A 17,995-nucleotide genomic window follows, 5' to 3' on the forward strand; every position below is an offset into this window, starting at 1 on the left:
ATGCCCCCCGTCTTCGCCCACGGCCGCCTCCGCCTCTATCTGCTGAAGCTGCTGGACGAGGCCCCCCGCCACGGCTACGAGGTCATCCGCCTCCTGGAAGAGCGCTTCCAGGGGCTGTACGCGCCGTCGGCGGGCACCGTCTACCCGCGCCTGTCCAAGCTGGAGGCCGAGGGCCTGGTCACCCACACCACGGAGGGCGGCCGCAAGGTGTACGCCATCACGGACGCCGGCCGCGCCGAACTGGCCGATCGCAGCGGCGAGTTGGCCGACCTGGAGCTGGAGATCCGCGAGTCGGTCGCCGAACTGGCCGCCGAGATCCGGGCCGACGTCCGCGGGGCGGCGGGCGATCTACGGCGCGAGATGCGCGCGGCGGCCACCGAGGCACAGCGGGGAGCCGGGACCGGACGGGGCCGCCCGGGCGAACACGACAGTCCCGCAGGGGACTTCACGGATCTCGGCGACAAGGAGTCGTGGCGCGCCGCCAAGGAGGAGATGCGCCGCGCCAAGCAGGAGTGGAAGGAGCAGGCCCGGCGCGCCAAGGACGAGAGCCGGCGGGCCCGCGAGGAGGCCCAGCAGGCCCGGCGTCAGGCCAAGGAGGCGCAGGCCCGGGCGTGGGCGCAGGCCCAGGAGGAGATGCAGCGCATCGGCCGCCAGGTCCAGGAGCACGCCCAGGACCACTTCGCGCGCGGTGACTGGCCCACGGGAGTGCGCGAGAGCCTGACCGAACTGGCCAAGGAATTCGGCGACTTCGGGAAGGGCTTCGGCAAGGACTTCGGGTTCGGTCGGCCGGGGGCGGGTGCGGGGACCGGGGCGGGCAAGTCAGCCCCGACACCGGCGCCCGAGTACAGCCAGACCCCGGAGGACTTCCCCGCGGAGTACGAACCGGCCTGGGCCCACGAGGACTCCACCGGCGACCCGGCCCGCGACCTGGACCGGCTCCTCGACCGCTTCCGGGACGACATCCGCGACGCGGCCCGCGACCGTGGCGTCACCGAAGACCAACTCCGCGACACCCGCCGCCACTTGTCGGCGGCGGCGGCGCACATCGGGGCGGTGCTGCGGGGCGGGCGTATCTCCTGAGTCAACGCCGACGCCGATACCGACGTCGGCCGGACCGGAACAGACGGGGCCGGACCGCAGGCGGTGCGCCGGGACATCATCCCAAGGCGCACCGCCCCGCCCCTCAGCCCGCCTTCGCCTCTCCCCCGCCGTACAGCACACGCGTCGCCGCCTCGTGGGTCACCCCGTGATCGGCGAGCACCTCGCCCGGCACACCGGGGAGGATGGTCAGGGCGAGGAGCAGATGCTCGTCGCCGATGTGCCGGTCGCGATGGGCCACGGCGATGCGCAGAGACTTCTCCAGGACGTTCTTGGCGCCGCGGCCGAAGGTGCGCCGGCCAGACCACCACTCCTTGTCCTTGCGGTCGCCGGACATCGCCCCGGCGCCGTGCGCCTCCTCGACCCGGGCGACGATCTCCGAGACGTCGATACCGAGCCCCGCGAGGGCGTCGGCCTCGGACTGGGAGAGCCCGGCCCGTCGGCGCGCGTCGCCCAGAGCCTGTCGTACGGACTCCTTGCGTTCCTCGGCGGCGAGGCCGAGGGCGGTCAGGGCGAAGGAGGCCCGGCTGCCCCGGCGGTCGAGGAGGGCCAGCAGCAGGTGTTCGGCCTCGACGGCCCCTGCCCCCGACCGCTCGCAGTGCTCCACCGCGCCCCGCACCACGGCCCGGGCGTCCTTCGTGAACCGTTCGAACATCACTGCCTCCCGTACTTCTTGTGGACGGCCTGCCTGCTGACACCGAGTTCCGCGGCGATCTCCTGCCACGACCAGCCCTGGTTGCGCGCGCTGCGCACCTGCACCGCCTCCAACTGCTCCAGCAGTCGGCGCAGCGCGGACACGGCACGAAGGCCGACCCGTGGATCACGGTCACCCGCGCGTTGGGCGAGATCCGTTGCTTCGGTCATGACGTCAACTTACGTTGACAGACCCCCATCTGTCAATCGAAGTTGACATACGCCGACGGCCGGCCCGGAAACCGGGCCGGCCGTGAGCCGGACAGAAGGAAGGGGGTGCGGTGCTAGCCGTTCGTGAGCACGATCTTGCCGAACTGGTCGCCGGAGTCGAGCCGTTCGAAGCCCTCGCGGGCCCGGTCCAGCGGGAACACCTCGTCGATGACCGGGCGGACACCGGTCGCGGCGCAGAAGGCGAGCAGGTCCTCCAGCTCGTCCTTGGTGCCCATGGTCGAGCCGACGACCTTGAGTTCGAGGAAGAAGATGCGGGTCAGTTCGGCGTGCGAGGGACGGTCGCCGCTCGTGGCACCGGAGATGACCAGTGTGCCGCCTGGCTTCAGCGACTTGACCGAGTGGGACCAGGTGGCGGCGCCGACGGTCTCGATGACGGCGTCGACGCGCTGCGGCAGTCGTGCGCCCGGCTCGACCGCCTCCAGGGCGCCCAGTTCCACCGCCCGCTTCCGCTTGGCCTCGTCCCGGCTGGTCGCGAAGACCCGCAGCCCGGCCGCCTTGGCGAGCACGATGGCGGCCGTGGCTACACCGCCGCCAGCGCCCTGCACGAGCACCGAATCGCCGGGCCGTACACCGGAGTTGGTGAAGAGCATGCGGTACGCCGTCAGCCAGGCCGTAGGCAGACAGGCGGCCTCCGCGAAGGACAGCTCCTTCGGCTTCGGCAGCACGTTCCACGTCGGTACGGCGACCTGTTCGGCGAAGGTGCCCTGGTAGTGCTCGGTGAGGATGGAACGGGGTTCCCTGGGGCCGACGCCGTGACCGGTCTGGCCGATGACGGAGTGCAGGACGACCTCGTTGCCGTCCGCGTCGACGCCGGCGGCGTCGCAGCCGAGGATCATCGGCAGCTTGTCCTCGGCGAGGCCGACGCCGCGCAGGGACCACAGGTCATGGTGGTTGAGGGAGGCGGCCCTGACGTCGATCGTGCTCCAGCCCGGCCGGGCCTCAGGGGCGGGACGCTCCCCCAACTCAAGGCCGGAGAGCGGCTGGTCGCGGTCGATTCGGGCGGCGTAGACGGCGAACATGACCTTGACGATAGGCTCCGCCGGTTGCGCGGGGAACTACCTCGCGGTGTGACACATGCCCTCTTGTCAGGGGCGGGGGTGTTTGGGTGACCGTCTGGCTGAGATTGCCGACCCGCGCCGATCAGATTCGGCGGCCGCCGAACGACACCGGCCCCCACGTAAAACGCCTACCTCTCAATCACCCGAACGGGTGAGAGGGTGGGCAAAGAAAATGGCCCCGCCCACAACGGGCGGGGCCGAATTCAACTCATCGCCGGGCAACACCCTCCGCCCGCGCCGCCGCCGCGACCGCCGCCGTGACCGCCGGGGCGACGCGCTCGTCGAACGGTGACGGGATGACGTAGTCCGCGGCGAGGTCGTCGCCGACGACGCCGGCCAGCGCCTCGGCCGCCGCGATCTTCATGCCCTCGGTGATCCGGGACGCCCGCACCTGGAGCGCGCCCGCGAAGATGCCCGGGAACGCCAGCACGTTGTTGATCTGGTTCGGGAAGTCGGACCGGCCCGTCGCGACGACCGCCGCGTACTTGTGCGCCACATCGGGGTGCACCTCGGGGTTCGGGTTGGCCATGGCGAAGACGAACGCGCCCTCGGCCATCGAGGCCACCGCCGGTTCCGGCACCGTACCGCCGGAGACGCCGATGAAGACGTCCGCGCCCGCCAGGGCGTCCTCCAGGGAGCCCGCCAGGCCCGCCTTGTTCGTCAGCTCGGCCAGCTCGCGCTTGACCGGCGTCAGGTCCTCGCGGTCGCGGGAGACGATGCCCTTGCGGTCCGCGACGGCCACGTCGCCGAGCCCCGCCTCCAGCAGGAACTTGGCGATGGCGACCCCGGCCGCGCCCGCGCCGGAGATGACGGCCCGCAGGTCGCCCAGCTCCCGCCCGGTCAGCTTCGCCGCATTGCGCAGCGCGGCCAGCGTCACGATCGCCGTACCGTGCTGGTCGTCGTGGAAGACCGGGATGTCGAGGCGCTCCTGGAGTTCGCGCTCGATCTCGAAGCAGCGCGGCGCCGAGATGTCCTCCAGGTTGATGCCCCCGAAGGAGGGGGCGAGCCGCACCACGGTCTCGATGATCTCGTCGACGCCGGTGCAGTCCAGCGCGATCGGCACCGCGTCCACGCCGCCGAACTGCTTGAACAGGATCGCCTTGCCCTCCATCACGGGGAGGGAGGCCTCGGGCCCGATGTCGCCGAGTCCGAGCACGGCCGTGCCGTCCGTCACGACGGCGACCACGGACGACTTCCAGGTGTAGTCGTGGACGAGTTCCGGCTGCTCCGCGATCGCGGTGCACACGCGCGCGACGCCGGGTGTGTACGCGAGGGACAGGTCGTCCTTGTCGCGGATCGGCACGGTGGCCTGCACGGCCATCTTGCCGCCGCGGTGCAGCGCGAACGCCGGATCGAAGGAATCGAGGGGCTCGGCCCCGCCGTCCTGATCCGTACTGCTGTCGCTGCGAGGATTGACGATCTCCGCTGCCACTTTGTCTTACCCCTTAGGTCTTCATTGATTTGAGGGTGGCCACTCCCTGGTGAGGGGTGGGCGGGCACCGCGCAGAGCCCTGAGAGTTGATGCGTACGAGCATCTGCGCGACGGGCGCGCCGCACACGCGCCCTGAGCCCCGGATGAGGGGTGTAAAGAACCTTCTTACCGGACGGACCGCACCGACGACGAGTCCAATAGGCGCAAGGTCACATCTCGTCCGCCGAAGGCGGAACGATGATCGATCACATGGCGAGACATGCTGAAGATCTTCCGGCCGGAGGGAGTGATTCCCGCAGATGGTCCGGGCCGAGGCCGTCCTGATGTACCGACCTGATGCGATTCGGGGGTCACCCGTTATCCGATTTTGACATAGCGGGTCCCCTGAATGGTTCAGTCCGAATGGCAAGATGCCCTAATCACACGAGGTCGCGACACCCGAAGGTGTGTGTTCTCGTCGACCCGTCGGCACCGCCATCCATCCGCCGGAGGAATCCACCATGACCGCAAGCTTCACCCGTCGTACGACCGCCGCGCACACCCGGCTCACAGCGGTCGGTGCGATCGCGGTCGCCGGCGCCCTGCTGCTCACCGGCTGCGGTGACCAGACCAAGAAGGACAGCGACTCCAGCAGCGCGTCCACCAGCTCGGCGCCCCTGGCGAGCAAGCTCCCCGCCTCGATCCGCAGCGCGGGCGTCGTCAAGGTCGGCTCGGACATCGCGTACGCGCCGGTCGAGTTCAAGGACAACGCCGGCAACGTCGTGGGCCTCGACCCGGACCTCGCGGCCGCGATGGGCAAGCAGCTCGGGGTGAAGTTCCAGTTCGAGAACGGCACCTTCGACGCGCTGCTCACCGGTCTGCGGTCCAACCGCTACGACATCGCCATGTCCGCGATGACCGACAACAAGAACCGCCAGGACGGTGTCGACCCCGACACCGGCAAGAAGGTCGGCGAGGGCGTCGACTTCGTCGACTACCTGACCGCCGGTGTCTCGATCTACACGCGCAAGGGCGACACCGGGAACATCACCACCTGGGCCGACCTGTGCGGCAAGAAGCTCGCGGTCGAGCGCGGCACGGTCTCCGAGGACCTCGCCAAGACCGAGACGAAGAAGTGCACGGGCGGCAAGAAGATCACCGTCGAGGCCTTCGACGACGACCAGCAGGCCCAGACCCGACTGCGCTCGGGCGGCGCCGACGCGGCCTCCTCCGACTTCCCGGTCGCGGCCTACGCGGTGAAGACCTCGGGCGGCGGCAAGGACTTCCAGCTCGTCGGCGACCAGGTCGAGGCGGCGCCGTACGGTATCGCGGTCGCCAAGAGCGACACCCAGCTCCGGGACGCGCTGCAGGCCGCGATGGACGCCGTGATCAAGAGCGGCGAGTACCAGAAGATCCTGACCAAGTGGGGCGCCGAGGACGGCGCGGTCAAGTCGTCGGTCATCAACGGCGGCAAGTGACCGCGGATCCGCAGTCGCTGAGAGGCAACATCCGTGACTTCTGACATCGACAAGACGGCGGGGCCGAGCGACACGCCCCCGGCCGGCCCGAAGGCCGTCAAGGCCATTCCGGTCCGGCACTACGGGCGCTACGTCTCCGCCGTCATCGCGATCGCCGTGCTGGCCGCGATCGTCTACGCGTTCGGCCAGGGCAAGATCAACTGGCATGCCGTACCGGACTACTTCTTCGACCACCGGATCCTGACCGGCGTCTACAAGACCCTCCTGCTGACGGTCCTGTCGATGCTGATCGGCATCGTCGGCGGCATCGGCCTCGCGGTCATGCGGCTGTCGAAGAACCCGGTGACGTCGTCGATCGCCTGGTTCTACATCTGGTTCTTCCGCGGCACCCCGGTCCTGGTCCAGCTCTTCCTCTGGTTCAACCTGGGCCTGGTCTTCGAGTACATCAACCTCGGTCCGATCTACAAGAACTACTGGTCGGACTTCATGACGCCGCTGCTGACGGCGCTGCTCGGCCTGGGTCTCAACGAGGCCGCGTACATGGCGGAGATCTGCCGCGCCGGCCTGCTCGCGGTCGACGAGGGCCAGACCGAGGCCTCGCACGCGCTGGGCATGAGCCACGCCAAGACGCTGCGCCGGATCGTGATCCCGCAGGCGATGCGGGTGATCGTGCCACCCACGGGCAACGAAGTGATCAACATGCTGAAGACGACCTCGCTCGTGGCGGCCGTCCAGTATCCAGAACTCTTCCGGTACGCCCAGGACATCGGCCAGAACTCCGGTGCCCCGGTGGAGATGTACTTCCTCGCCGCCGCCTGGTACCTGATCATGACCTCCGTCCTGAGCGTCGGGCAGTACTACGTCGAGCGGTACTACGCCCGCGGCTCCAGCCGTGCGCTCCCGCCGACCCCGCTGCAGAAGATCCGGGCGAACCTGCTGTCCATCGGCCGTCCGAAGGGAGCAGCGGCATGACCGACAAGCTCACCAAGTCCGAGTCCGCCACGACCGACCCGTCGGTCCCCATGGTGAAGTCCGAGGGCGTCCACAAGTCGTTCGGCCCGGTCGAGGTCCTCAAGGGCATCGACCTGGAGGTGAAGTCCGGCGAGGTGTTCTGCCTCATCGGCCCCTCCGGCTCCGGCAAGTCGACCTTCCTGCGGTGCATCAACCACCTGGAGAAGATCAACGCCGGCCGGCTCTACGTCGACGGCGAACTCGTCGGCTACCGCCAACAGGGCGACAAGCTCTACGAGTTGCGGGACCGCGAAGTGGCGGTGAAGCGCCGGGACATCGGCATGGTCTTCCAGCGCTTCAACCTGTTTCCGCACATGACGGCCGCAGAGAACATCATCGAGGCGCCCGTGCAGGTCAGGGGTGTCAACAAGGGCCAGGCCAGGGAGCGCGCGATGCAGCTCCTGGAGCGGGTCGGACTGGCCGACAAGGCGCAGAGCTACCCCTCGCAGCTCTCCGGCGGCCAGCAGCAACGGGTCGCGATCGCCCGCGCGTTGGCGATGGACCCCAAGCTGATGCTCTTCGACGAGCCGACCTCGGCCCTCGACCCGGAGCTGGTCGGCGATGTCCTCGACGTCATGCGCGACCTCGCCGAGTCCGGCATGACGATGATCGTCGTCACCCACGAGATGGGCTTCGCCCGCGAGGTCGGCGACAGCCTCGTCTTCATGGACGGCGGCGTGGTGGTCGAATCCGGCCACCCGCGCGACGTCCTGACGAACCCTCAGCACGAGCGCACCCAGGGGTTCCTGTCCAAGGTGCTCTAGCGCTACGGCAGTTGAAGGGGGCGGTACGAGATCCTCGTACCGCCCCTTTCGCCTTCCTGCTCTCCCTACCGCCGGCCCTTCAACAAGGCACAGGGTGGGGCTACTTCAGGGCGAGCAGAAGGGTGTCCGAGGGCGAGCACCACACCGCCCGGGCCTCCCCGAACCCCTTCTCGCGCAGCACACGCGCGTGCCACGCGGCGGAGGGCATGTCGCCGTCGGCGTGGTCGCCGTAGATCTCGAAGCGTCTGGCGGTCGGTTCGGCGAGAACCGGGTCCTTGGCGGCGAGTTGCCACCACTCGGCCCAGTCGAGGGCGCCGTTCCGCAGGGCCTGATCCATGCGGGTGTGACGTTGGGTGCGCTCGATCGCGTTGATCCTTGGCGTCGTGTCGTCAATCATGTGGTCGGCGTTCATGAAGACGCCGCCGTAGCGGACGAGTCCCGCGACCTGACCGTAGAGAGCCGCGAGGGGTTCGCTGTGCAGCCAGTGGAGGGCCGTGGCGGTCAGGACGGCGTCGTACGACTCGTACGGCAGCCTCTTCGTCCACTCCGGGTCCTTGAGATCGGCCGTGACGAAGGAGACGCGCTTGTCGCCCTCGAAGGTGCCCCGGGCGATGGCGAGGAGAGCGGGATCGAGGTCGACTCCGGTGCTGGTGGCGTCCGGGAAGCGGGCCAGCAGCCGGGCCGTGATACTGCCGGTGCCGCAGGCGAGGTCGAGGATGCGCGGCTCGGGCCCGACGCAGGCCTCGACCATGTCGAGCATGATCCAGAAGCGGTCCTCCCGGTCGGGCATGTACCACTCCTGCTGCCGGTCCCAGCTCTCCTGCCAGGCCTGCCAGTCGGTTCCGACACCGGTCGCCATGAGGACCCCCTGTCCACTCACTGTCGTAATACCCTGGAAGCACGATCAGGTGTTACCCGACCGCATCCACGACCATAGAGCGCCTCCGTAAGGACTACAAGTGGAACTGGCCTATTACTCGGACTACGCCGTACGCCTCGTCAACACCGAGGAACCGGCCCGGGGCAAGGACGTCCTGACCTCGGTCGAGGCCGTGCGGGACCTGTTCGCCGCCAACAAGGACGCGGCCCGCCGCGCCACCGAGGCCGACGTCACCCGCTTCCGCTCGGTCCGGGCCCGGCTGCGGGCCGTCTTCGAGGCGGCCGACGGCGGCGACGAGACCCTCTCCGTGAACCTGCTGAACTCGCTCCTCCTGGAGTTCCCGGTGAGCCCGCAGATCTCCGGCCACAACCACCGGGACGCGGACGGCCGCCCGCTGTGGCACATGCACCTCGCGGACCACCCGTCGAACGCCACCTCCGGCTACGCGGCGATCGCGGCGATGGGCCTGGCCTTCCATCTCACCGAGTACGGCGTCGACCGCCTGGGCCTGTGCGAGGCGGCGCCCTGCCGCAACGCCTACCTGGACACCTCGACGAACCGCTCCCGGCGCTACTGCTCGGACCGCTGCGCGACCCGCGCCAACGTGGCCGCCTACCGGGCCCGGAAACGCCTGGAGGCCGACCGGTCGGGGAAGACGGGCCTGGCGGCCGAGAGCGCCCAGCGCACCAGCGCGAACGGCGAGCGCTGACCGGCCTTCGGCGGCCGGTACCGGAAGCGCACCCTGCCCAGCACCAGGTCCTCGGGCACGGTGCCGTAGTCGGTGCTGTCACCACCCGCGAACGCGTTGTCCCCGAGCACCCACCATCCTCCGTCGCGGCGCTCGGCGGCCCGCTTGACGACCAGCAGGTCCTGCTGGAACGGATGCCGCAGCACCACGATGTCGCCGGGCCTGATCCGCGCGCCGTACTGCACCACGAGCAGATCCCCGTGCAGCAGCGTCGGCACCATGGACGGCCCGGTCACCTCGGCCGTCCCGAAGGGCAGTACGGCCCTCCCGCGCTCGGTCTCCTGCGACAGCTCCGGCATCCCCGGCACCTCCCCGGTCCTATCCTCCACCAGTCTGAGTCCGACCCTGGACTTTTGTCCTAAGCCCATGGGGGCACTCGCGAAATCAGGTTCCCCAGGGAGTAATGTCCCACCTGAGAAGACGATCACGAGGAAGGAACGCTCCATGCTTTCCCGCCTGTTTGCCCCCAAGGTGAAGGTCAGCGCGCACTGCGACCTGCCCTGCGGTGTGTACGACCCGGCCCAGGCCCGCATCGAGGCGGAGTCGGTGAAGGCCGTCCAGGAGAAGATGGCCGCCAACGACGACCCGCACTTCCAGGCGCGTGCCACCGTCATCAAGGAGCAGCGCGCCGAGCTCGCCAAGCACCACGTCTCGGTGCTCTGGAGCGACTACTTCAAGCCCCCGCACTTCGAGAAGTACCCCGAGCTGCACCAGTTGGTCAACGACGCCCTGAAGGCCCTCTCGGCCGCCAAGGCGTCCACCGACCCGGCGACGGGCCAGAAGGCGCTCGACTACATCGCCCAGATCGACAAGATCTTCTGGGAGACCAAGAAGGCTTGATCTATGGCTAGGCCGTTTGACCTGCGGTTTCGCGGGTCGCATCGCCTACCTGTCCGCACCCGGTCCGCAGGCCGCCGAGAACGGCGTCCATGACGGTCCGGGTGCGGTCTTCTTCGCCCGGCACAGGTGGGCGTAGATCCGCAGCGTGATGACTGCGGACGCGTGGCCGAGGACGAGTTGGACCTGCTTGACGCTCGCTCCGCCGGCGATGAGGGCGGAGGCGTAGAAGTGGCGCAGGTCGTGGGTCACCATGTGCGGGAGTTCGACGGGCTTGCGGCCCTCGTTCTCGGCCGCCTCGTTCTCCGCCGTCTGGAGCGCCTTGCGAGCGCAGTTCCATTCGGTCTTCCAACGGCGGTAGTTGAGGGACTCGCGCCGGGTGAAGACCTACAGTGGCAGCAGGCCGGCGAGAACTTCCGCCGCACCTGGCTACGGCTCCTGCCCCGACTCAATGCCGCCCGCTGGTGGCTGGCACCCTCCACCGGCACGCCGCACGTGCGCTCACCGCGGTCCTTACCAGGCCCGCGTCGTCCCGGCCGAAGGCGCCTACCTCGACCTGGCCACGCTGTACCGCAACCTCACCCATGACCAGCTCGCGACCCGCCTGTTCTGCCCCCAGGTCGTCACCGACACCGGCGCCAAGTTGCCCAAGTCGCTGATCCGCGAGGGCCGCGCTTCTTTGCCAGAGGCCATGACCGACGCCCCGTCAAGCGGGTAAACACGTCCCCCGACTTTGAGGCGCTGCTTGACGGCGAGGGAACGGCCAACGGTGCCTTGCAGGAAGTTCCGTACGGACGCGGGTAGGGCCAATGCAGATGCCGACCGACTCGACGCGAAGGCGACAGCAACCACCTCAGCAGTCATGGGCAGGCTCGCCTGCCCGTTTCCGCCCTCACGGACGACAGTTCCTGTCACACAAACAGAAGACGGATCCATCAGTTACCTCTAATTCATCCGAGATCTATGAGGAATTCAGATGGCCCGCCACCAACAATAGGCATGTTCGCGCCATTCCCATGGAGTTGGGCGTATCACGTCCACGCGGCCAGGCAATTCGCAATGACAGGCTGATCACCTTTCCGAGGCTTTCAGCCAACCCCCATCCAACAGGTTCACCCACAGGTGCTCAGGCCAAGGATCACTGCGTCACACCCTTCACAGCAGAAACACAGGGGGTACGCAGTGCACACACGAGCACGAAGATTCGTCATCGCGATCCTGAGCCTGGCTCTGATAGCAGTCGCAGGCGTCGCACCCGCGTGGGCCCTGCCCAGCAGATCGACCGGCAAGTCGACCGACACCGTCACCGCATCGGCATCGGCATCGACTTCGGCTTCCGTCCAGAAAGTCCAGGCCGATCGGCCGAAGCCTCCCAAGGCCATGACCTTGACGGAGCGCCGGAAGCAGGTGAAGCAGTCCCGGGACGATCTGTCACCCATGCGCGCCTACAGAGACTTGCCCACCAAGAAGCCGGTGGGCAAGCCCCACCCCAGACCCGGCAAAAGCGCTCTCGAGCGCCGCCTCATCGCCGAGGGGAACACGACGCGCCAGCCCCTCACGGCGGCGGCAACCGCCGATCCGGCATGGGTTTCGAGCTTGGCCCTGGCTTCTCCGGGGAGGCTCAGCATCGGCGGATACCTGCAGTTCTCCTCCGGCACCGGTTCGTCCTATTCAGGGCTGCTGTTGCTCATCCGGAACGAGGCAGGAACGGTCGTCTATGCCCAGGAGATCAACAAGGCCACCGATGATCCGGTGGGCAAGGGACAACTGGACAACGGAGCCTGGTGTTACGGCTGGTGGCCGAACGAGCCCCACGCCGACGACCAATGCTTCTGGTGGGGTGGGAACACTCTGGGCGGATACCTCGAAGACGGCAAGAACTACTACGCCCACATCTACCTCAAGGGTGCGGACGGTACCTACAGCCCGAATGGCACCACCTCTCCGCTGGTCCAGGCGTTCTACACCCCTGACATCCCCGGCGCCCAGGCCGGCATCTGCTCCTGCTACGGGCAGGCCCACCGCGCGGACCCGGTCAGCACGGCCACCGGCATGTTCTTCGAGCAACTCACTGACGCCCAGACGATCGGCGTCGGCAAGCAAGTGGCCCTCGACCGCACGTATCGCTCCGACTCCACGACGACCGGACTACTCGGCCGCGGCTGGGCAACTCCCTTCGACACGAAGCTGACGATCGCCTCCGACAAGGTCACCTATCAGGCCGATGACGGGGCCCAGTTCGTGTTCCCGCAGGCCAGTAACGGCACGTACACCACACCCGCGGGGTCGGTCGCGAAGCTCGTCAAAGGCACCAGCACCTACACCATCACCACCCCCGACCACACATCGAGGACCTTCAACAGCACCGGCCAACTCACGTCGCTCGTCGACAACGCCGGCAAGGGGCTGACGCTGACGTACACCTCGGGCAAGTTGTCGTCCGTCAAGGACGCGGCGGGCCGCACCACGGGCTTCACCCTGAACGCGGACGGCCAGGCCACCAAGGTGAGCCTCCCGGACTCCACCTCGGTGTCGTACGCCTACACGGACGGTCTGCTGACGGGGGTCACCGACCCGGCGGGCAAGGTCTCCTCCTACGGATACAACGCCGACAAGCGACTCACCTCCTATACCGATCCCGCGGGCGGCAAGGTCGCCAACACCTACGACTCCACCGGCCGGGTCAACTCCCAGACCGATCCCAACGGCAAGACCACGAACTTCATCTGGGACAACAGCGGGGTAGCGCACACCACGGCCCCCGACGGCGGTGTGTGGAGCGACATCTACGCCGGCAACATGCTGATGGAGAGCATCGACCCGTACGGCAACACCGTCTCGTACGACTACGACCGCTATCTGCGCCCGGTGGAGATCACCGACCAGCGCGGCAACACGACGTCGATGACCTACGACAGCGCCGGACGCATGCTCACCCGCAGCGCGCCGTCGTCACTCGGCTACTCCGAGAGCTGGACCTACGACAGCGCGGGCAACATCCTCAGCCACACCGACGGGCGCGGCAACAAGACGTCGTACGTCTACAACACGGCCAACCAGCTGACCTCCAGCACTGATCCGCTCGCCGGCAAGACGTCGTACACGTACACGTCGCTGGGCGCCCTGGGCACGGTGACGAGCCCGCGCGGCAAGGTGACGACGTACGGCTACGACGCGGCGGGCAACCGGACTTCGGTCACCACCCCGCTCGGCGAGAAGTCGACGTTCACCTACGACGGTGTGGGCCGCATCCTGTCCAAGACCGACCCCCGCGGGAACGTCTCCGGCGCCGACCCGGCCGCCTACACCACGAAGTACACCTACGACGGGCGCGGTCTCCTCAGCACCGCCACCGACCCGCTGGGCCGCACCACCACCTACGGCTACAACGGCGCCGAGCAACTGACCTCGGCCAAGGACCCGGCAGGCAACACCACCGCGTACGGCTACGACGACGCCGGAAACCTCCTGCGGACCACCGACGCGGCCGGCAAGTCGGTCACCCGTACCTACGACTCCGGCAGCCGCCTCCTCTCCGAGACCGACCCTCTGGGCGACAAGACGACCTACACCTACGACAAGCTCGGGCGGCTGCTGAGCACGGTCTCCGCGCGTGGCAACGTCTCCGGCACCGATCCCGCCGCCTACACGACGAGCTACGCCTATGACGAGGTGGGCAACCGCACCAAGGTCACCGGCCCCACCGGCGCGACCGTCAGCACCGAGTACGACGCCGTGAACCGGCCGACGAAGGTCACCGACCCTCTGGGCAACGTGACCGCCTACGCCTACGACGCGGTCGACAACGTCACCAAGGTCACCGACCCCCTCGGCAAGAGCGTCTCCTCGGTCTACGACAAGAACGACCGGCTGAGCACCACCACCGACCAGCTCGGCAAGACCACCACCTACGCCTACGACACCGACGGCAACCTGCTCAGCCGCACCTCCCCGCTGGGCAACAAGGAGTCCTGGACCTACGACGGCGACGGCCGCCAGGCCACCTCGGTCGATCCGCGCGGCAACGTCTCCGGTGCCGACCCGGCGCAGTTCACCACCACCAACGGCTACGACCCGGCCGGGAACCTCACGACCGTCACCGACCCGCTCAACGGTGTGACCGGCACCGAGTACGACGCGGCGGGGAACGTCACCAAGCGCACCGACGCCGACAAGCGCGTGACGACGTACGGCTACGACAAACTCGACCAACTCACCACGGTCACAGCCGCCGACGGCGGCAAGACCGCCTACGAGTACGACGCGGCAGGCAACGTCACCAAGCGCACCGACGCCAACAGCCACGCCACGTCGTACGCCTACGACGGCGCTCGCCAACTGACCACGATCACCGACCCGCTCAACCGCGCGACCTCCTACGCGTACGACGCCGAGGGCAACCTCACCAAGAAGACCACCCCGGTCGGCTCCACCAGCTATCTCTTCGATGCTCGCGGGCAGCTCACCAAGGTCGACTACGCGGACAGCACCCCCGACGTGTCATACGCCTACGACGCCGCGGGACGCATGACGACCCGCGCCAACTCCAAGATCTCCGAGGACTTCGGCTACGACGCGGCCGGTCACCTCACCAAGACCCGCAGCTTCGCGTACACCTACGACGCCGCCGGGCAGATGCTCACCCGCAAGTACTCCGACGGCAACACCATCGCCTACGCCTACGACAACGACGGCCGCACATCGTCGATGACCGCCGACGGAGTCACCACCAACTACCTCTGGGACGCCGCGGCCAACCTGACCCGATCCACGCTCCCCAACACCGAGACCGAGGACCGTGCCTACGACCGGGCCGGCCGACTGACCGCAGTCACCTCCGCCAAGGCAGGCACCACGGTCACCAAGACCGCCCTCACCCTGTCCGCGGCCGGACTGCCCACCCACGTCGACGTCACCCGGGCCAGCGTGGGCAGCGGCGGCTACGACCAGACGTACGACACCGCCGGTCGCCTGACATCCGGCTGCTACCCGCAGCCCTGGGTCACCGGCTGCGCGTCGACCCGTACCACCTCGTACACCTACGACAAGGTCGGCAACCGTCTGACCTCAACCCTTGGCGCAACCGGCTCGAGCTACGTCTACGACGCGGCCGACGAGTTGACGTCCACGACCAGCGGCACCACGACCACCGCCTACGACTACGACGGCGAGGGCAACCAGACCAAGGCGGGCGCCGACACCTACACCTACGACCTGGCCGGACAGATCTCCGCCGCCACCGTCGCCGGCAGCAACTACACCTACGACCACGACCCGAGTGGCAACCAGGTGACCGCCAGCAAGGACGGAACGGTCACCACCCGCACCCAGTGGGACCCCAACGCCCCGCTGCCGATCATGGCCACCGAGTACGACAGCGCCTGGGCCGTCAAACAGTCGTACCGCTACGACCCGCTAGGTCAGCCCAGCGCCACGGAGACCGGCGCGGGCGCGCTCTTCTACTACCACCACGACACCCAGGGCTCCCCGCTCGACGTCACCGGCAGCACCGGGACGCTCTACCAGCGCTGGGCCTACGACCCGTACGGCACCCGCGTCCTGGGCACAGTCACCACCGGCGCTCCCGCGAGCACCCCGTCGTACACGGGCGCCCGCTACGAGACCACCACGGGCAACCTCGACCTGCACGCCCGCCAGTACAACACCAGCACCGGCCGCTTCAACCGCCCCGACCCGGCGTCTCCCGACCGGAACAGCGCCTACGTCTCGGCATACGCCTACGCCGACAACACGCCCACGCTGTACACCGATCCGAGCGGTATGACACCCGTACCAGGCGACAACGGCAACGGAAAGGTCGACAGCCTCGGCGAAGGTCTGAAGATCTTCGGCAACGGCTTCCTGCAGGGTCTGAAGGCGCCCTTCGAGTTCATGGGCGACGCCCACGACGCCATCACCGGACAGAACGGCGGCGTCGGGGCCTTCGTTGACAAATACCTGCCGGTCCGCCCCGCGTACCGGCTCTATCGGGCCGAGTACCTGCTCCGCCAGCAGGGCTGCGACGCGCTCGCCGACCTGTACGCCGACGCAGCGGACGAACTCGCCCAGCAGATCGCAGTCGTGGGGCTCGGCGGGCTCACCGGGTGGCGGCGAGCTGCTGTGCTCCCGGAGGAAGCTGGACTCGCCGTCGGAAATCTGCGATTCGGGCCCGGCGGCGGAGGCGTCACGCTCGGATACGGCGGCATTCCCTACAAGACGCCCATCACCCCGGAACTCAAAGCCGCCGTGAACCCCCAGGGGGGTATGCAGAACTGCCGCGCGTGTGCCGTGGCGGTAGATCATCTGCTGCGGGACGGATCTCGTTCTGCGGCTCCGGGCGGCCTGAAAGCCGGTCCTGTCGGTCCCCTCGAGTCCATATACGGACGGCAGTTCAAGGGGGCCACCCTCTCCGGTATCGTCAACGAGATCAAAACGGCCGGTGATGGCGCACGTGGCATCGTCGTGGGAGTGAAGGGCAAGTTCGCGCACGCCTTCAACGTCGTGAACGTCAAGGGAGATGTCATCTTCTTGGACGGCCAGACCGGACATGCCAGCCATGTGTCGACATGGCGGAGCTATTCGCTGCTGAGGACGGGCTGATGCTGGGCATCGAAGAAGCGGCCAGGCTGGCTCAGCGCTTCCTGGATGAGGAGGCGGGGCCGAGCGACGTGCCCTTGGCTCTGGCGGAAGGGGAACGCGCGCAAGTGGGCGGCACGTTCTACTTCGGCTGCCAGTCGGTCGCCTACCTCCGCAGTGGAGACTTCTCGGACATGGCCATCGGCGTGGGCTACGTATCCGTCGACGGGAAGACTGGGCAGTGCCGCGTCCTGGGGGCGGTCGAGTCCTCCGAGCTCGACCTCTTCTGACGCGCCCTGATCCCCGCCGGTCACCGATCCGGCCCATTACTAGGAGACCAAGAAGGCCTGACGCTCCGTCAGGCCTGGTGACCGGCGATCGGTGCACCATCGCGGGTCACTTGGCAAGGTGAAGGGTTCCGGCCGGTTCTTCGGCCGGAACCCTTCAGCGCGTTCCCGGGTAGTTCACGATCCGAGCATCCGCAGGGGAGCGTCCCGTGCGATCTCCGCGATCCGTGCCTCGTCAAGGCCCGCCTTGGTGAACCAGGTCTCTGTGTTCGCCTGCCACTCCTCGATGTCCATCCGGCCGAGTCGTAGCGCTCGGCCCCCTCGACCCGTGCCAGGTAGGCCAGCCGCTGCTCGGTGATCAGGTTCCCCGGCCCCTTGCCCATGCCCAGGACCGACGACTCGATCCAGGTGGCACCGGGGCCTCGACCGCCGCGATGGAGTTGGCCAGGGCCAGGCCGAGGTTGTTGTGGGCGTGCAGGCCGATGGCCGAGCCGGTCACCGAGCGCACCAGGGTGACGAGTCCGGAGACCTCGTCCGGCAGGAGGCTGCCGTTGGAGTCCGCCAGGTAGATGACGTCGGTCCCGGCGTCCTCGGAGAGCGCGGCGAGTTCGACCAGCCGTCGGCGGTCGAGCTGGCTGACCCGGGTGAGGTTGACGGTGGTGGTGAAGCCGAGGTCGGCTGCCTTGCGGAGCATGGCCGGCCCCGGATCGGGGGTCTTCGACGGCAGGCAGAACCGGACGAGCCGTACACCCGCCTCGTACATGTAGTCGTCGGGGCCGACACCGGTCGGTCCCACGCCCGGCTTGGGTTGGAAGGACCCGTTCCGGTAGCCGAGGTTGGTGACCATGCGTCTCCTGCATTGCCTGCCCGTGGTAGCGGTGGTGAGCACGGGAGGGGCGCGTCGTGAGCCCGCGGTCGCGGTC

Annotated in this window: 15 protein-coding genes and 2 pseudogenes; 9 read left to right on the forward strand and 8 right to left on the reverse strand. The window is 68.3% G+C overall.

Going from position 1 to position 17,995, the window contains the following annotated elements; genetic code table 11:
- Entirely contained in the window at positions 1–1,080 is a 1,080-nt protein-coding gene (locus ABZT04_RS20535; protein WP_356058134.1) for a helix-turn-helix transcriptional regulator, read from the forward strand.
- Between the two features lie 103 nt (positions 1,081–1,183).
- On the opposite strand, the gene ABZT04_RS20540 is transcribed toward ABZT04_RS20535, so the two are convergent.
- From ABZT04_RS20540 to ABZT04_RS20555, 4 genes are all read right to left on the reverse strand, one after another.
- Positions 1,184–1,753: a Clp protease N-terminal domain-containing protein gene (locus ABZT04_RS20540; RefSeq protein WP_356058135.1), complete on the reverse strand. Its 570-nt coding sequence runs from the start codon at positions 1,751–1,753 to the stop codon at positions 1,184–1,186.
- Entirely contained in the window at positions 1,753–1,962 is a 210-nt protein-coding gene (locus ABZT04_RS20545) for a helix-turn-helix domain-containing protein (RefSeq protein WP_355917422.1), read from the reverse strand. The genes ABZT04_RS20540 and ABZT04_RS20545 overlap by 1 nt, the downstream gene beginning before the upstream one ends.
- Positions 1,963–2,075: 113 nt before the next feature.
- Positions 2,076–3,041, reverse strand: coding sequence for a zinc-binding dehydrogenase (locus ABZT04_RS20550; protein ID WP_356058136.1), 966 nt, complete (start codon positions 3,039–3,041; stop codon positions 2,076–2,078).
- 247 nt (positions 3,042–3,288) lie between these two features.
- The gene (locus ABZT04_RS20555) at positions 3,289–4,512 is read right to left on the reverse strand and encodes an NADP-dependent malic enzyme (protein ID WP_356058137.1); all 1,224 of its coding nucleotides are present in this window, start codon (positions 4,510–4,512) and stop codon (positions 3,289–3,291) included.
- A gap of 500 nt (positions 4,513–5,012) precedes the next feature.
- Here ABZT04_RS20555 and ABZT04_RS20560 point away from each other — a divergent pair, with 500 nt between their 5' ends.
- From ABZT04_RS20560 to ABZT04_RS20570, 3 genes are read left to right on the forward strand one after another with little or no spacing between them, the layout of a single operon-like run.
- The gene (locus tag ABZT04_RS20560; protein WP_356058138.1) at positions 5,013–5,969 is read left to right on the forward strand and encodes an ABC transporter substrate-binding protein; all 957 of its coding nucleotides are present in this window, start codon (positions 5,013–5,015) and stop codon (positions 5,967–5,969) included.
- A 33-nt stretch (positions 5,970–6,002) separates the two neighbouring features.
- Positions 6,003–6,941, forward strand: a complete 939-nt coding sequence (locus ABZT04_RS20565; RefSeq protein WP_356058139.1) for an amino acid ABC transporter permease — start codon at positions 6,003–6,005, stop codon at positions 6,939–6,941.
- Entirely contained in the window at positions 6,938–7,744 is an 807-nt protein-coding gene (locus ABZT04_RS20570; protein ID WP_356058141.1) for an amino acid ABC transporter ATP-binding protein, read from the forward strand. Before ABZT04_RS20565 ends, ABZT04_RS20570 begins: the two co-directional genes overlap by 4 nt.
- Positions 7,745–7,844: 100 nt before the next feature.
- Here the strand turns inward: ABZT04_RS20570 and ABZT04_RS20575 are convergent, their stop codons facing one another.
- Positions 7,845–8,603, reverse strand: a complete 759-nt coding sequence (locus ABZT04_RS20575) for a class I SAM-dependent methyltransferase (RefSeq protein ID WP_356058142.1) — start codon at positions 8,601–8,603, stop codon at positions 7,845–7,847.
- A gap of 100 nt (positions 8,604–8,703) precedes the next feature.
- Between ABZT04_RS20575 and ABZT04_RS20580 the strand changes: the two genes are divergently transcribed.
- A complete protein-coding gene (locus ABZT04_RS20580) occupies positions 8,704–9,333 on the forward strand; it encodes a CGNR zinc finger domain-containing protein (protein WP_356058143.1) in 630 nt (209 codons plus the stop codon).
- Here the strand turns inward: ABZT04_RS20580 and sodX are convergent.
- Positions 9,237–9,671 (reverse strand): nickel-type superoxide dismutase maturation protease, encoded by a 435-nt coding sequence (gene sodX / locus ABZT04_RS20585; RefSeq protein ID WP_356058145.1) that lies wholly within the window; start codon positions 9,669–9,671, stop codon positions 9,237–9,239. The two genes, ABZT04_RS20580 and sodX, sit on opposite strands and share 97 nt — an antisense overlap.
- Before the next feature lie 145 nt (positions 9,672–9,816).
- On the opposite strand from sodX, the gene sodN reads away from it, so the two are divergent.
- Positions 9,817–10,212, forward strand: coding sequence for a superoxide dismutase, Ni (gene sodN, locus ABZT04_RS20590; RefSeq protein WP_020123534.1), 396 nt, complete (start codon positions 9,817–9,819; stop codon positions 10,210–10,212).
- Between the two features lie 7 nt (positions 10,213–10,219).
- On the opposite strand, the pseudogene ABZT04_RS20595 reads toward sodN, so the two are convergent.
- Positions 10,220–10,575: pseudogene (locus ABZT04_RS20595) on the reverse strand (tyrosine-type recombinase/integrase); the annotation flags it as partial.
- Between the two features lie 30 nt (positions 10,576–10,605).
- On the opposite strand from ABZT04_RS20595, the pseudogene ABZT04_RS20600 reads away from it, so the two are divergent.
- The 3 genes and pseudogenes from ABZT04_RS20600 to ABZT04_RS20610 form a co-directional block, all read left to right on the forward strand.
- Positions 10,606–10,897, forward strand: a pseudogene (locus tag ABZT04_RS20600) (hypothetical protein); the annotation flags it as partial.
- A 692-nt stretch (positions 10,898–11,589) separates the two neighbouring features.
- Positions 11,590–16,809, forward strand: a complete 5,220-nt coding sequence (locus tag ABZT04_RS20605) for a DUF6531 domain-containing protein (protein WP_356058146.1) — start codon at positions 11,590–11,592, stop codon at positions 16,807–16,809.
- Positions 16,809–17,075, forward strand: a complete 267-nt coding sequence (locus tag ABZT04_RS20610) for a hypothetical protein (protein WP_356058147.1) — start codon at positions 16,809–16,811, stop codon at positions 17,073–17,075. Before ABZT04_RS20605 ends, ABZT04_RS20610 begins: the two co-directional genes overlap by 1 nt.
- Positions 17,076–17,430: 355 nt before the next feature.
- Here the strand turns inward: ABZT04_RS20610 and ABZT04_RS20615 are convergent, their stop codons facing one another.
- Positions 17,431–17,919, reverse strand: coding sequence for a hypothetical protein (locus ABZT04_RS20615; RefSeq protein WP_356058148.1), 489 nt, complete (start codon positions 17,917–17,919; stop codon positions 17,431–17,433).
- Positions 17,920–17,995: the final 76 nt, after the last annotated feature.

It is taken from the genome of Streptomyces sp. NPDC005492, assembly GCF_040605995.1.
Taxonomy (GTDB): domain Bacteria; phylum Actinomycetota; class Actinomycetes; order Streptomycetales; family Streptomycetaceae; genus Streptomyces.